This window comes from Streptomyces sp. NPDC048255, from assembly GCF_040652415.1.
In the GTDB taxonomy this organism is placed as follows: Bacteria; Actinomycetota; Actinomycetes; order Streptomycetales; family Streptomycetaceae; genus Streptomyces.
Genome location: NZ_JBEZMA010000104.1, coordinates 1 through 13,352, shown reverse-complemented (window position 1 = coordinate 13,352; position 13,352 = coordinate 1). Strand labels below are relative to the sequence as shown.

Annotated in this window: 13 protein-coding genes; 6 read left to right on the top strand and 7 right to left on the bottom strand. The window is 73.2% G+C overall.

Annotation, left to right across the window (positions count from 1 at the left end; genetic code table 11):
• Window positions 1-91 precede the first annotated feature (91 nt).
• Together AB0D94_RS36870 and AB0D94_RS36865 are read right to left on the bottom strand one after the other, a co-directional pair.
• A complete protein-coding gene (locus AB0D94_RS36870; RefSeq protein WP_362062013.1) occupies window positions 92-1,456 on the bottom strand; it encodes an AMP-binding protein in 1,365 nt (454 codons plus the stop codon).
• 160 nt (window positions 1,457-1,616) lie between these two features.
• The gene (locus AB0D94_RS36865; RefSeq protein WP_362062010.1) at window positions 1,617-2,540 is read right to left on the bottom strand and encodes an endonuclease/exonuclease/phosphatase family protein; all 924 of its coding nucleotides are present in this window, start codon (window positions 2,538-2,540) and stop codon (window positions 1,617-1,619) included.
• Window positions 2,541-2,644: 104 nt separating this feature from the next.
• On the opposite strand from AB0D94_RS36865, the gene AB0D94_RS36860 reads away from it, so the two are divergent.
• Complete coding sequence (locus tag AB0D94_RS36860) at window positions 2,645-3,631, top strand: aldo/keto reductase (RefSeq protein ID WP_362062007.1); 987 nt, start codon at window positions 2,645-2,647, stop codon at window positions 3,629-3,631.
• Here the strand turns inward: AB0D94_RS36860 and AB0D94_RS36855 are convergent.
• Together AB0D94_RS36855 and AB0D94_RS36850 are read right to left on the bottom strand one after the other, a co-directional pair.
• Complete coding sequence (locus tag AB0D94_RS36855) at window positions 3,603-3,836, bottom strand: antitoxin MazE7 (RefSeq protein ID WP_362062004.1); 234 nt, start codon at window positions 3,834-3,836, stop codon at window positions 3,603-3,605. The genes AB0D94_RS36860 and AB0D94_RS36855 overlap by 29 nt on opposite strands.
• 41 nt (window positions 3,837-3,877) lie before the next feature.
• Window positions 3,878-6,013, bottom strand: coding sequence for a SpoIIE family protein phosphatase (locus AB0D94_RS36850; protein WP_362062001.1), 2,136 nt, complete (start codon window positions 6,011-6,013; stop codon window positions 3,878-3,880).
• Window positions 6,014-6,212: 199 nt separating this feature from the next.
• Between AB0D94_RS36850 and AB0D94_RS36845 the strand changes: the two genes are divergently transcribed.
• The 4 genes from AB0D94_RS36845 (at window position 6,213) to AB0D94_RS36830 (ending at window position 9,367) form a co-directional block, all read left to right on the top strand.
• Window positions 6,213-6,938, top strand: a complete 726-nt coding sequence (locus tag AB0D94_RS36845; protein WP_362061998.1) for a tyrosine-protein phosphatase — start codon at window positions 6,213-6,215, stop codon at window positions 6,936-6,938.
• A gap of 153 nt (window positions 6,939-7,091) precedes the next feature.
• A complete protein-coding gene (locus AB0D94_RS36840; protein WP_362061995.1) occupies window positions 7,092-8,291 on the top strand; it encodes a hypothetical protein in 1,200 nt (399 codons plus the stop codon).
• 74 nt (window positions 8,292-8,365) lie between these two features.
• Complete coding sequence (locus AB0D94_RS36835) at window positions 8,366-8,608, top strand: hypothetical protein (RefSeq protein WP_362061992.1); 243 nt, start codon at window positions 8,366-8,368, stop codon at window positions 8,606-8,608.
• A gap of 54 nt (window positions 8,609-8,662) precedes the next feature.
• Window positions 8,663-9,367 carry a ribonuclease H gene (locus AB0D94_RS36830; protein ID WP_362061989.1) on the top strand — a complete coding sequence of 235 codons (705 nt, stop codon included), beginning with the start codon at window positions 8,663-8,665 and terminating at the stop codon, window positions 9,365-9,367.
• On the opposite strand, the gene AB0D94_RS36825 is transcribed toward AB0D94_RS36830, so the two are convergent.
• Window positions 9,364-9,741: a hypothetical protein gene (locus AB0D94_RS36825; protein WP_362062016.1), complete on the bottom strand. Its 378-nt coding sequence runs from the start codon at window positions 9,739-9,741 to the stop codon at window positions 9,364-9,366. The two genes, AB0D94_RS36830 and AB0D94_RS36825, sit on opposite strands and share 4 nt — an antisense overlap.
• 371 nt (window positions 9,742-10,112) lie before the next feature.
• On the opposite strand from AB0D94_RS36825, the gene AB0D94_RS36820 reads away from it, so the two are divergent.
• Complete coding sequence (locus tag AB0D94_RS36820; RefSeq protein ID WP_362061986.1) at window positions 10,113-10,598, top strand: hypothetical protein; 486 nt, start codon at window positions 10,113-10,115, stop codon at window positions 10,596-10,598.
• A 49-nt stretch (window positions 10,599-10,647) separates the two neighbouring features.
• Here AB0D94_RS36820 and AB0D94_RS36815 read toward each other — a convergent pair whose 3' ends face one another.
• On the bottom strand, window positions 10,648-11,916 hold the full coding sequence (locus AB0D94_RS36815) for an MFS transporter (RefSeq protein WP_362061983.1): 1,269 nt from the start codon (window positions 11,914-11,916) through the stop codon (window positions 10,648-10,650).
• A 226-nt stretch (window positions 11,917-12,142) separates the two neighbouring features.
• The gene (locus AB0D94_RS36810) at window positions 12,143-13,150 is read right to left on the bottom strand and encodes an endonuclease/exonuclease/phosphatase family protein (protein WP_362061980.1); all 1,008 of its coding nucleotides are present in this window, start codon (window positions 13,148-13,150) and stop codon (window positions 12,143-12,145) included.
• Window positions 13,151-13,352: the final 202 nt, after the last annotated feature.

Sequence of the window (13,352 nt, the reverse complement as noted above, 5' to 3'; positions counted from 1 at the left end):
AGCTCGTACTCGGCCGTACTCGCGCGGTCCGACAACGCGGCGAGGCGCCGTGCCGGGCGGCGCGGGCCCGCGAAGATCGCCCGGACAGGGCCTAGGCAGTGCCGACGGCCCCGGTCGGCCGGCCGGTCACCACCAGGCCGCCGTCCGGGGTGCGCCGCGCGAGGTGGCCGGTGCGGAAGTAGCCGTCGGCGGTGAAGGCGCGTGCGTTGTGGTCGGGCGCCCGGTAGTAGCCCCGCACGGTGTGCGGACCGCGGGCGAGGAGTTCGCCGGTCTCCCCGTCGGGCACGTCCTTGCCGTCGGTGTCGACGATGCGGACCTCGTCGTCGGGCGAGAGCGGGCGGCCCTGAGTGGTCAGCACGGTCTCGTCCGGATCGGCGGGCCCGGTGAGCGTGAGCAGCCCCTCGGCCGTCCCGAAGACCTGCTGGAGGCGACAGCCCAGTTCGGGGCCCATCCGTTCGGCGGTCGCCCGGTCCAAGGGCGCGCCGCCGGTCTGCACGAGACGCAGACTGCTCACGTCGGCCTGGACCGTGGGAAGTGCGTCGAGCCAGAGCCGGGCCACGGCGGGCGGCACCGACGTGACGGTGACGCGCTCGCGTTCGATGACCGCGAGGCATTCGGCGGGTCCCGGGCCCTCGGCCAGGACGACGGTGCCGCCGACGGAGAGGGTGCCGACGATGCCGGGGCAGCCGAAGGCGAAGTGGGAATCGGCGGACAGCGCCGCGAGATACACGTCGTCCTCGGTGAGCGACACCAGCTCGGCGGCGGCCCGCGCCTGGTAGGCGTAGTCGTCGTGGGTACGCGGAACGAGCAGGGGCTCCGCGGCGGAATCGCCGGAGAGCAGGAAGAACGCCACCTGGTCGGCGCGCTGGGCGAGTGCCGCCTCGGGCGGGGCGTCGATGGAGCCCAGCGGGCTGTACTGGCAGCCCGACGGGTCGGTCGTCAGGCCGCCGTACGGGGACTCGGCGCCCGGCGTCTCAAGGGTGAACACCCGCCGCAGGAAGGGCCCTTGGGCCGCGATGTCCGCGGCCATCGCCGTGTGGTCGAAGCCCTGGTACGTCGAGGGACCCACATAGCCGACGGCCTGGGTGACCCGCACGAGGTGGGACACCTCGGACGCGCGGTGCGACACCGGGCAGAGCACGGGGACCGCGCCGGCGCGCATCAGCGCGAACACGGTGATGACGAACTCGGGAACGTTCGGCAGCTGGACGACGACCCGTTGCCCGGGCCGGATGCCGCGCAGCCGGATTCCGGCGGCCATGCGGTCCGCGCGCCGGTTCAGGTTCGTGTACGTGATGCGGGTGCCGCCGTGCACGAGCGCGGTCCGCGGCCCGTACTGCTGGGCCCAGCCGCGCAGCAGGTTGTCCAGCGTGTAGCCGCGCCAGTGCCCGGCCGCCCAGTAGCGGTCGACGAAATCCTGGGGCCAGGGCGTACAGCCTTTGAGCATGGATGTCATTCGCTTCCTTCTGTACCAGCAACCCGGCGCCGTCTTGACCTTGGCAATTGCATCTGTCAACACCCCTGTACGCAATGTGCTGTCCAGACCAAGGACGCCGAATTCCGTCAGCAGAAAGCCCAATGGGCGCCGCTGACCAGGAGGAACAGACGGGACAGCACTAGAGCCCGGTGGCGGTGTCGGGGCGGCTCACCTTCATCACCAGGGGACGGTGGTCGGAGGCCTTGGTGTCCACCACCTCGCACGCGGTGCGCGGAAGCAGCGTGAACAGGTAGTCGATCTTCGTTCCGTCCGCGTACGTGGGGCGCCCCTTCCGGGAGCCGCCCTTCTGGTCGCACTCGCGGTAGGTCGCGTACATCTCCGGCGGCCAGACCCAGGCCGTCGTGTTCTTGGCCGCCGGAGGCGGTGAGTTGAAGTCGCCTCCGACCACCGTGCGGGCGTCCGTCGCCGCCGCGGCCATCAGCGAGCGCAGCTGGTCGTCCCGGAACTCCCAGTCCGGGTGCGCGGTGTCGCTCTCGCGCAGGGCGATGTGCGCGTTGCACACCCGTACGGCCAGTGCCGGGACCCCGGCGCACAGGATCCCGCGGTGCAGGCCGACCGTGGGCTGCTGGGTCGGGACGGCCTCCACACCCGTGAGGGAGGAAGCGGCCAGCAGGCCGTAGCCGGCCCGGCCGCGGCCCCTCCCGGTGCACTCGACGACGGTGCGCTCGCCCTCCGCGTCCACGTCCTCGTACGGTTCGAACGCGCTGTGCCACTCCGGACCGAGCCGCACGGCCGAGGCCACCAGATCCTCCGAGCACACCTCCTGGAGGAGCAGGACGCGCACGCCGAGGCCTCCGACCAGATCACGCAGCTGCTGGAACTTCTCATGCGGGCCGCCCGCCTCCTCGCAGCCCCACTGCTCCACGCCGCACATGTTCCACGTCGCGACGACGACGTCGTCCGGCTTCCCGGCGGCCGTGACGGAGGCCGGCGCCTGCTGCGCGGACGAACACGCCACGGAGGCCAACAGGCTCAGGGCCGCCGCGCCGCGCACCAGCCGGCGGCGCGCGCGCCGCGTACCGGTCCCCATCTGTCTCTGCATTCGGACATCATTGAGTATGCGCCGGTCAGAGCGTGCATCGGGGGTGTCGCAGAGGCCCCGCACCCAGTCCGCCGGCCCGCCGTCACACCCCCTAAGGTGGGCGGGTGGCGACGAACACGAGTGCGGATACGAGTGCGGATGCGCGTACGGACGCGAGCGGCGGCCGGGTGCTGTACGGATGCATGGGTCTTGGCGGCAGCTGGGGGCCCGAGCCCTACGCGCCGGGCGACATCGACGCCGCCGAGGCGGCGGTCGAAGCCGCCCTCGACAGCGGGATCACCACCTTCGACCATGCCGACATCTACCGGCACGGCAAAGCCGAGGCCGTCTTCGGCGAGGTCCTGGCACGGACCCCGGGGCTGCGCGAGCGCATCACGCTCCAGACCAAGTGCGGGATCCGCCTCGCGGACGAGAACGGCCCGGGCCGGTACGACCTGCGCGGCGAGAGCATCCTGCGCCGGGTGGAGGAGAGCCTGGAGCGGCTGCGCACCGACGTCCTCGACGTCCTGCTGCTGCACCGGCCCGACCCGCTGGCGGACGCCGACTCGATCGCCGCAGCGTTGATGTCCCTGCACCGTCAGGGCCTCGTACGGCGCTTCGGCGTGTCCAACATGGGCGCCGCGCAGATCGCCCACCTCCAGGCCCGTCTCGACGTACCGCTGGTGGCGAACCAGCTGGAGATGAGCCTTTACAGCCGCGACTGGGTGGAGGCCGGCGTCCTGCTCAACACGGCCGGGTCCACGGGCAACGGGTTCCCGTACGGCACGCTGGAGCACTGCCGGGACCACGGCATCCGCCTCCAGGCCTGGGGCGCGCTGGCGCAGGGCCGGTTCACCGGCCTTCAGCAGACCCCCGCCGAACGGGCCACCGCGGAGCTGCTGGCCGAGCTGGCCCGCCGCAAGGGGACCACGCCCGAATCGGTCCTGCTGTGGTGGCTGGGACGGCATCCCGCCGGCATCGCGCCGGTCATCGGCACCGCGCGGCCCGACCGCATCCGTGCCTGCCGCGACGCGGCCGTGCGCGAGCCCGACCTCACGCACGAGGAGTGGTACGAGCTGTGGATCACCGCCCGGGGGCTGCCGCTGCCCTGAAGTCGCGGGCGAAGCCCTCGCGGAATCCCGGCCGCTCGACCGCGGCCTCGAAGGCCCGGGTGGCGCGCTCCAGCCCGGCCTCGTTCTCCTGGGCGGCGGTCAGCTCGGCGAGGTACTCGGGCAGGCTCAGCCCGCGGGCGGCGGCGAGGGCGGTCAGCCGTTCGTGGACGTCGGTGTCGACCTCTACGGTGATGGTGTCAGCCATGGTCCGAGTATGCGTCTTCGCGGGGTGCGCAGGGAGACCGTTCACCGGACCGGTCGCTTGGCGCGGGCGATGACCAGGGCGACGTCGTCGTGGTCGTCGGGCCTGCGCAGGGCGTCCAGCAGCCGGTCGCAGGTCTCCTCCAGCGGGCTGCTGGTGTCGGCCAGCAGTTCCAGGAGCAGGTCCAGCCGCTCGTCGATGGGCTGGTCGCGGGTTTCGACCAGCCCATCGGTGTACAGCACGAGTTGATCGTCGGGCGCCATCGGCACGGTGGTGGTCTCGAACGGGATTCCGCCCACGCCCAGGGGAGCGCCGGTGGGCAGGCCGAGCAGCTCGGGCGGGCGCCCGGAGCGGATGAGGACCGGCGGCAGGTGCCCGGCGACCGCGATCCGGCATTCGGCCCGGTGCGGGTCGTAGACGGCGTACACGCAGGTCGCGATGGTCTCTTCCAGGGCGGCGGTGGTGCGGTCGAGCTGCTGGAGCACCTGGGTCGGGTCGAGCGCGAGTTCCGCGAGCGTACGGGTGGCGGTGCGCAACTGCCCCATGCTGGCCGCGGCGTTGATGCCGCTGCCCATCACGTCACCGATGACGAGGACCATGCTGTCGTCCGGCTGGGCGATGGCGTCGAACCAGTCCCCGCCGATCTCGCTGCTGGCCGCCGCGGGCCGGTACCGGTAGGCGACCTCCAAGCCCTCGGAGTACGGGGGGTGATGGGGGAGGAGGTGCTGCTGGAGGGCCAGGGCGGTGTGGTGCGCGTTGCGGTACCAGCGGGCGTTGTCGATGCACACGGCGGCGCGGGCGGCCAGTTCGCCGGCCAGCACGATGTCGTCGTCGTCGAAGGGCAGCGGGTTGCGGGTCCGCTTGAGGTCGAGGGCGCCGAGTACCTCGCCGCGGGCGATCAGCGGGACGGCCAAGTACGAGCGCAGCCCCGCACGGGCCAGCAGGGCCGCGGCGTCGTCGTCCCGCGCGATCCGCGAGAGGTCGCTGGCCTGCACGTGGGCCACGAGTACCGGGTGGCCGCTGGTCACCGACTGGGTGACCAGCCGGTCCGCGTCGTACTGCGCGATGTCCCCCGGCGGGTCGGCGGCGCGTACGGCCTCGCTGGGGAAGGCGGCCGCGAGGGCCAGCGCGCGGAACACCGCGGGCTCGTGCGCGGCGGACTTCAGGCTGGGACGGCCGTCGAGGACCGAGTCCAGGATGTCGACCGCGGCGATGTCGGCGAGTTCGGGCACCACCACGTCGGCCAGCTCGCGCGCGGTCTGGTCCAGGTCGAGGGTCGTACCGATGCGCACGCTCGCGTCCGCGATCAGGGCGAGCCGCCGACGGCTGTGCGCCACCTCCTTCGCCGCCTGGTGACTCTGCGTGACGTCCACCACGGAGGTGGCCAGGCCCAGCACCCGTCCGGAGGCATCCTCCAGCCGGTAGTACGAAACCGACCACGCGTGCTCCGTACGCAGGTCACCATGGGTGTGACCGGCGGTGAACTGGTCGACCAGCGGCCTGCCCGTGGCGAGGACCTGGCGCATCGCCGACTCGACGGCCTCCGCGTCGTCCAGGAAGGACAGGGCCTCCCGGACGCCCCGGCCGATGTGCTCGGTGGCGGGCATCCCGTTGATGCGCTCCAGCATGGGGTTGACCAGCACGTACCGCAGGTCCGTGTCCAGTACCGCGAGCCCGATCGGGGACTGCGCCACCAGGCGCGCGGACAGTGCCAGGTCGCGCTCCAGCTGCCGCAGCCGGGTGCGGTCGGCCGCGATGCCCAGGGCGTACAGGTCGCCGTGCTCGTCGAGCAGCCGCATGTTGCGGAATTCGACCAGGCGCCGGCTGCCGTCCTTGTGCCGTACGGGGAAGGCCCCGGCCCAGTCCCCGGCGCCGCCCATGACACGGGCGAAGAGCTCCGTCAGCAGCCCCAGGTGCTCCTTGGCGGCCAGCAGCCGCGCGGCGGGCCGCCCCAGGGCCTCCTCGGCGGCCCAGCCGAACAGCTGCTCGGCCTGCGGGCTCCACAGCGCGATCCGGCCCTCGGCGTCGAGGACGACAGCGGCCACGTTCAGCACGTCGAGCAGCCCGCTGGGGGCGGCGGCCCCGGCCCGGGTGGTCTCCGCTTCTGTGGGCCGGCCCGGCGGGAGACCCGACCCGGCGGGCTGGGCGCCGCCGGCTCCGAAGGCATCGCTCACATCCATCCGGACGCCCCCTTCAGGTCGCCGGTCGTCGGTCATCGGCCCGGCGCCGCCCGACAGGGGCCCGCGGGCTCCGTTCCATCCTCCCCCCGTCCCCGTCCCGTCGCTGGCCGGAGGCTCCGCCGGCCCCGGGGCACGCCCCGGCAAAACGTGCCAGGGGCGGGCACGGAGGCGTACCGGGAGGGGTCCTAAGGTGGCGCCTGTGAGACGACACGTGGAATTCCAGCGACTGCACAACTTCCGTGACCTGGGCGGCTACCGGACCCGCGACGGACGCACCGTGCGATGGCGGCGGCTCTACCGGTCCGACTCCCTCGCCAAGCTCCAGGGGCAGGACTGGGAGGACTTCCTCGCCCTGGGGGTGCGCACGGTGATCGACCTGCGGTACCCGTGGGAGATCGAGGCCAAGGGCCGCATACCCGAGGCCGAGGGGATCGCCTACGCCAACCTCAGCGTGGAGCACCGCCCGTACGACCAGGCCGAGATCGCCCCCGGCCTCGATCCGTGGCGCTACCTCGCCGACCGTTACGCGGAAGTCGCCCTCGACGGGGCCGCGGAACTGCGCCGGGCCCTCGAACTCATCGCCGACGGGAGCGCCCCGCAGGTCTTCCACTGCGCCTCGGGCAAGGACCGCACCGGGCTGCTGGCCGCCCTGGTGCTGGCGCTCCTGGGTGTGGACGAGGACGACATCGCGGCCGACTTCGCCCTCACGGAGCTGGCCACGGAGCGGCTGATCGCGGACTGGCGTGAGGCCAACCCGGCCCGGACGCTGAACTGGCCCGGCTACGGGCGGGCGCCGGAGGTGGTCATCAGGCTCTTCCTGGCCGAACTCGCCGCCACCTACGGCTCGGTGGACGCGTACGCGGTCGGCCACCTCGGCGTGGACGAAGCCCTGCTGTCCCGGCTGCGCGCGCAACTCCTGGACTGACCCCGGGCCCTGTCCGCGACCGGCTGCCACGCTCCGTCACCGACCCGGTGGGCCCCGCCCGGCCGGATTGTGAGAGGCTCCGCACGCATGGTGCGGAGCCCGGCATCACTGCCGTGACCAGGGGCTTCGCGGTGAGATCTCAGGGGCGGGAACGTGGCGAAGAACGACGACGACAGGCCGGACGTCACCGACGAGGAGTGGGCGCGGTTCGTCGAAGGGGCGGAGCGAGCGGAGCGGACCGGGCAGGCCGGGGCGGCGCCCAAGGAGCCGTCGGCGCGGGCGCGGATGGTGACCGAGCGCCTCCGGCGCGAGGACGAACAGCGTGCCCGCGTGCAGAGGACACGTTTCGGCAGGTCCGGACCGGTCCGCAACGACCCGCCGGGATGGCGCACCGGCCCCGCCTGGCAGGAGAGGAACGGACGGTCGGGGGCCCGGCGGCGCCTCAAGGCACTGTTCGCCGTGGTCCTCATCGCCGGCCTCGCCCTGATCGCCGTACGGCCCGAGCTGCTCATCGACCGGCTCACCGGCAGGACCGAGGCCAGGCGGGACGCCCAGAACGCCGCTCCGCTGCCCGCGGAGTCCGTACGCCCGACCGCGCCGCCGGAGGTCCTGGACCCGGACCTGCCCACCCTGAAGGAGCCGTTCCGCGGCTCCCCGGCCCTCCAGTGGGCCGACGGGGCCGCGGGCATAGAGGTGCCGCAGGCCCAGGCCGTCGGCGGCATGTCCAAGGAGAAGGTGGCGCAGGCACTGGAGCAGGCGAAGGCCTTCCTGGTCGCGGCCAACCTGGACCCGGCCACCCTGCGGGGCGAGCGGCCCGGGGCGGCGCTGGACCTGCTCGACCCGCTGGACCGGCAGACGCTGCCGTGGCTGGAGAAGTCCCTGGCGCAGCCCGGCGGGGAGCACGACCCCGTCCGCCTGATCACCCGGTTCGACCCGGCCGAGGTCAGGCCCGTGGGCGACGTGGTCAAGGTCCGGGGCCGGATGTGGGTGGAGCCGGGCAAGGAACCCGGCCAGGCCCACGTCCTCGTCGACTACTCCTTCGTCTACCCGCTGGTCAAGGCGAGGGAGGGGGCGGACCAGGTGGAGCGGACCATCGTGCGCCGCGAGATCACCTTCTGGATCGGTGACCCCCGCCGGTGGGAGGCGACCCCGGGCACGATCCGGCTCTTCCAGCACTCGGACGACATCACCAACGGCGCCTGCGGGGTCCACGACGGCTACCTGCACCCGGTCTTCGACGAGGACCCGCTGACCGGACCGACCCCGTCCGGGCCGCCGGTGGACCCCTACGACCGCAGCAAGGGCATCGGCACGGACCAGCAGGAAGGCTGTGGCACGGCGTCCCGCACCTGAGCAGCCGCCTGTCCCTTCGTGCGGGGCCGGGATCGGGAGCACAATGGTCTTCAGCAGCGGCGACGGAGGACCTGATGGTGTCACCTCAGGACTGGCGTATCACCAGCGGCTCACCCGGCCCCGAAGAGGTCGCCGCCGTGGCGGTGGCCCTGTCGGCCGTGCTGGCCGCGCGCGCCGCGGCCCTGCGCGAAGCGGAGGCCGGGGCGGCGGCGGAGGACGACCGGCCGCCGGCCCGCTGGAGGCCCGCGGCGGCCCGGCGCCGCGCGGCCACCTCCTGGAAGGCCGGTTCCCACCCGGGCTGGCGCCGCACCGCCTGAGCCCGCGGGCCGGGGCGGGCGCCGTGGCCGCCGTGCATGAGGGATGATCGGGGAATGTCTGAACGCATCATTGCCGCCTGCGACGGAGCGGCGAAGGGTAACCCGGGCCCGGCCGGATGGGCGTGGGTCATCGCCGACCCGCAGGGCCGTCCCGAGCGCTGGGAGGCCGGTCCGCTGGGACGGGCCACGAACAACGTCGGCGAACTGACTGCTCTGCAGCGCCTGCTGGAGGCGGTCGCGCCGGGGACCGCCGTGCAGGTGCGCATGGACTCCCAGTACGCGATGAAGGCCGTGACGCAGTGGCTGCCGAACTGGAAGCGCAACGGCTGGAAGACCGCCTCGGGCCAGCCCGTCGCCAACCGTGAACTGGTCGAGCGCATCGACGAACTGCTGACCGGACGCGATGTCACGTTCCTCTACGTCCCGGCGCACCGCGAGGACGGCGACCACCTCAACGCCATCGCCGACCAGGCCGCCAGCGACGCCGCCCTCACCCAGCAGCCCGCCGGCACGGCCCTGGGATCCCTGGAGATGCCGGTCCCGGCACCGGTCCGCAGCGCGCCCTCACGCCAGAAGTCCGGCTCCGCGAAGAAGTCCGCTTCCACGGGCACCGCCCCGGGCGGCGGGGCCCGCGCCATCAAGGCGAAGTTCCCCGGCACCTGCCCGTGCGGAAAGCCGTACGAGACCGGCGCCATGATCACCAAGAACGGCACCCGCTGGGGCCACCAGGCCTGCGCCGCCCCGTCGGAGGCCGTCTAGGGACTGTGCGAGCCCGCGGACCTGGCGGCAGCCTGGTCCGCGTCCGCCTCCCGGTGCATGCCGGTGCACAGCGCCCAGACGACGAAGAGGTTGATGGCGATCAGGACCAGGGCCCACAAGGGGTAGTACGGCAGCCACAGGAAGTTGGCGATCGCGCCCAGACCGGCCACGGCCACACCGAAGTAGCGCCCCCACAAGGCTCCGCTCAGCACGGCGCAGCCTGCGAAGACGAGGGCGATGCCCACGATCAGGTGGACCCAGCCCCAGCCCGTCCGGCTGAACTCGAACACGTAGTGCCGCGTCACGACGATCAGGCTGTCGTTGGCGAGGGACGCGATTCCTTCGAAGATCGCCATCGCTCCGCCGATGATCATCAGAACCGCTGCCAGGACGGTGGTGCCGGACGTGGGCGCATGCGTGGGGCTCGGGCGTGCACGGCTTGCTTGCGGTCGGGTCGCGTCACTGGCCATGTCGATCTCCTCGGTGACAGAGCCGGCCTGGCACGCCAGGACCAGCGATCCCCTGTTTCAGCGTGTCACGGCGGCCTGCCGTCGGCACTCCGGCCCTCGGCTCCCCGCCCTGCCGCCCCGCGCCCTACGGGCGCCATCCGCGCAGGTGGGGCCCCCTAGGCCGGGCCGGACCCCGCCGGCCGGACGAGACGGCGTAGCCCGTACCGGGCGGGCGTCGGCGCCTCTCCGGCGTGTACGGCTCACCGGAACCGCTGCCGCTGCCAACCTCGACGTCCATGGATGTCAGCACCTTCTACGCCCTGTTCTCCGCCACCTGCTTCACCCTCGTCGGCCTCTGGTGGAACGTGGTCCAGAGCCACCACGAATGGATGCGCGACCCCGCCCTGCGGCGCGTCGTCGGCGGGATCTACCTCTCCTTCCTGCTCCCCGCCCTGATGGGCCTCTTCGCGCAGATCGGCGGTACCGGGCAGCCGCAGATCTGGCGCGGTGCCTTCATCGTCCTCGCCGTCGTCGGCTGCGCGTGCACGGTCCGGCTGCTGTCCCGCGGCGGCGGCAACCGCTTCCTCGTCTGGCAGCAGGCCGGGGCCGCCGTCCTCTACGCCCTCATCGCGGTCGTCGGAGCCTTTCCCGAACTCGCCGGCCACGCCGGCCTGCACCCCATCCAGGCCGAGGCCCTCATGCTCATCGTCCTGATCATCCTCGGCCACGCCCTGGTCTGGCGCTTCATGGCGGGCGAAGGCCGCCCCGCCGAGCTGTCCTGAGGGTCCGGCCGGCGGCACCGGCCGGAGGGCGTCCGCGCCGCCGAACAGCTCAGGAAGCGGGGGAGTTCACCGGCCGGGCCGAGGGCTCCGGTGAGTCCTCCGGCGTCGCCGGGCGGGTGAAGCGCGGGCCTGTCACCAGGGCGGTGGCGGCCGCCGTCAGCGAGATCAGACCGCCCCCGTACAGCACCCAGCGGACGCCCCAGTGCTCCGAGAGCCAGCCCGTGAGCACGGCGCCCAGCGGCGTCGAGCCCTGGAAGATCAGGGTGTACAGGGCCATGACGCGGCCCCGGTACTGGGGATCGGAGCCCAGCTGGATGCGGTGGTTCGAGGCCTGCGCGAAGTACATCATCGCGAAGCCCGTCAGGGCGAGGAGCAGGCAGGCGACCGGCAGGGTCGGAGCCAGTCCGGTGACGGCTTCCAGCGCCCCGAAGGCCAGCGCCGAGCCCGCCACCACCAGGGCCGTGGGCCGCCCGCGCCGGGCGGTCGTGGCGAAGGCCGCCAGCAGCGAGCCCGCCGCCAGCGAGCTGCTCAGCAGGCCGAAGGCGGTGGAGTCGGTGTGGAACTCCGTCTTCGCCAGCAGGGGGAGCGTCAGCTGGAAGTTGAAGCCGACCAGGCCGAGGACCCCCACCAGGGCCATCGGCAGCACCAGGTCGGGACGCCGCCCGATGTAGCGCAGCCCGTCCACCACCCGGGCCTTGCGCGGCCGCGCGGTCGGCCGGTGGAGTTCCGCAGGCCGCATCAGCACGACGCTGACCACGGTCGCGAGGTAGCTCAGCGCGTTGATCAGGACGACCGGCCCGACATCGAGGCGGGCGATGAGGAGGCCCGCGACCGCCGGACCCACCACGCGCGCCACGTTGAAGTACGCGGCGCTCATCGCCGAGGCGTTCGGCAGCAGCTCGCTGCCCACCATCTCGCTCACGAACGAGATGCGCGTCGGCGCCTCGACCGAGTTCACGGTGCCCAGCGCGAGGGCGAAGAGCCAGATGTGCCACAGCTGTACGGTGCCCAGCACCACCCACAGCCCGAGCGCCAGCGCGAGCACCCCGAGCGTCAGGTTGGCCAGGATCAGGATCCGCCGCTTGTCGTAGCGGTCGGCCAGCCGCCCCCCGTACAGCGTCAGCAGCAGTACGGGCGTGAACTGCATCGCCGTCACCGTGCCGAGCGCCGTGCCCGAGTTCCCCGAGAGTTCGAGCACCAGCCAGTCCTGCGCGATGACCATCATCCACGTACAGGTCACGGACAGGAGCTGACCGAAGACGAACAGCCGGAAATTGCGCACCGACAGCGACTGGAAGGTGCGTCTCAAGGTCTTCACGGTTCGGCCGATTCCCTTTCCCCAGCGCCACGGTGGGTCCGGCGGCACTTCGGGGGACATGGTCGCTCCGCTCGCTCGATTATCCGTGGTGGCTGCCGGGAGGCCCGGGCCCGGCCCGGCGCAGCCGTTCCCCCCGATCATCGGACGCGGCTCTCGGACGCCACGTGATCCGCCGCGGTGCGTGTCGCTGTGCGCCCCGGTACCCGGCGCGTGCGGCGCCGTCCGGTCAGAACCGGATGCGCGCGGCGATCGGCAGGTGGTCGCTCCCGGTCCGGGGCAGCGCCCTGACCTCGGTGACCGTCGCCGAGCGGGTCATGATCTGGTCGATCCGGGCGACCGGCAGGGCCGCGGGCCAGCTGAACGCGAAACCCGGTCCGCTCCCGTCCATCCGCGAGCTGACCGGTGCCAGACCGCGGTCGTCCACCGTGCTGTTGAGGTCGCCCAGCAGGACCACCTTCTCCAGCGGCTCGGCGGCGACGGCCCGGCCGAGCAGGACGGCGCTCTCGTCCCGCCAGGCGGTACGGAACCCCCCGCTCAGGCCGAGACGTACGGACGGCAGGTGCGCGACGTACACGGCGACGTCGCCCTCCGGCGTGCGGGCGGTCGCCCTCAGCCCGCGGTCCCAGCCCTCCTCGATCCCCTCCGGCCGGATGTCCACGGGCCGTACGCCGGACAGCGGGTGCTTCGACCAGAGCCCCACCGTGCCCTGTACCGCGTGGTGGGGGTAGTGGGCCGCGAGGGCCGCCTCGTAGACGGGCAGCGCCGCGAGCGTCAGCTCCTCCAGGGCGACCAGGTCGGCGCTGGCCTCGATCAGGACCCTCGCGGTGCCCGCCGGGTCCGGGTTCTCGTCGCTGACGTTGTGCTGGACGGCGGTGAAACCGCCCGCCGGAGCATGACCGGGGAGCAGCAGGCCGCCGAAGAGCCCGAGCCACGCGGCGGTGGGCAGGAGTACGGAGATCAGGGCGACGCGTGAGCGGCGCAGCAGGGCCAGGCCCAGCAGCACGGGCACGGTCAGACCCAGCCACGGGAGGAACGTTTCGAGAAGGCTGCCGAGGTGGCCGGGCACATCGGGGACGATCCGGTGGCAGACCAGCAGGAAGGCGGCCAGTACGGACAGCAGCGCGAGCAGCCGCCCTCGCGAAGGCGGTGCCGGCCGCGCCGGACGCCCGGGGCCCGCCACGCCGGCGCCCCGCCCGGCCGGCCCCGCCGCCCCCGCTTCCCCGTCCCCCGGCATCCCCGCTCCCCTCGGCATCCGCGCTCATCGTGGCCCGGCGCCCGATCCCGCACGGTACGACGACGCGGAACTCAGCGCCGCGGTTCCACGACCGGCTCGCTGACACGACAGGTGCCCTGAGCAGGTGGGACGCCGAGGGGTGGGGGGGGGGGGGGGGGGCCCCGCCCCCCCCCCGGGGGGGGGGGGGGGGCCGCGGGCCCCG

What these genes read in the sequence shown, in the direction of transcription:
- AB0D94_RS36870 (WP_362062013.1), bottom strand. Translation starts at nt 1,456, where the DNA reads ATGACATCCATGCTCAAAGGCTGTACGCCCTGGCCCCAGGATTTCGTC.
- AB0D94_RS36835 (WP_362061992.1), top strand. Translation starts at nt 8,366, where the DNA reads ATGGTGTCACCTCAGGACTGGCGTATCACCAGCGGCTCACCCGGCCCC.
- AB0D94_RS36820 (WP_362061986.1), top strand. Translation starts at nt 10,113, where the DNA reads ATGGATGTCAGCACCTTCTACGCCCTGTTCTCCGCCACCTGCTTCACC.
- AB0D94_RS36830 (WP_362061989.1), top strand. Translation starts at nt 8,663, where the DNA reads ATGTCTGAACGCATCATTGCCGCCTGCGACGGAGCGGCGAAGGGTAAC.
- AB0D94_RS36810 (WP_362061980.1), bottom strand. Translation starts at nt 13,150, where the DNA reads ATGCCGGGGGACGGGGAAGCGGGGGCGGCGGGGCCGGCCGGGCGGGGC.
- AB0D94_RS36855 (WP_362062004.1), bottom strand. Translation starts at nt 3,836, where the DNA reads ATGGCTGACACCATCACCGTAGAGGTCGACACCGACGTCCACGAACGG.
- AB0D94_RS36850 (WP_362062001.1), bottom strand. Translation starts at nt 6,013, where the DNA reads ATGGATGTGAGCGATGCCTTCGGAGCCGGCGGCGCCCAGCCCGCCGGG.
- AB0D94_RS36865 (WP_362062010.1), bottom strand. Translation starts at nt 2,540, where the DNA reads ATGCAGAGACAGATGGGGACCGGTACGCGGCGCGCGCGCCGCCGGCTG.
- AB0D94_RS36825 (WP_362062016.1), bottom strand. Translation starts at nt 9,741, where the DNA reads ATGATCATCGGCGGAGCGATGGCGATCTTCGAAGGAATCGCGTCCCTC.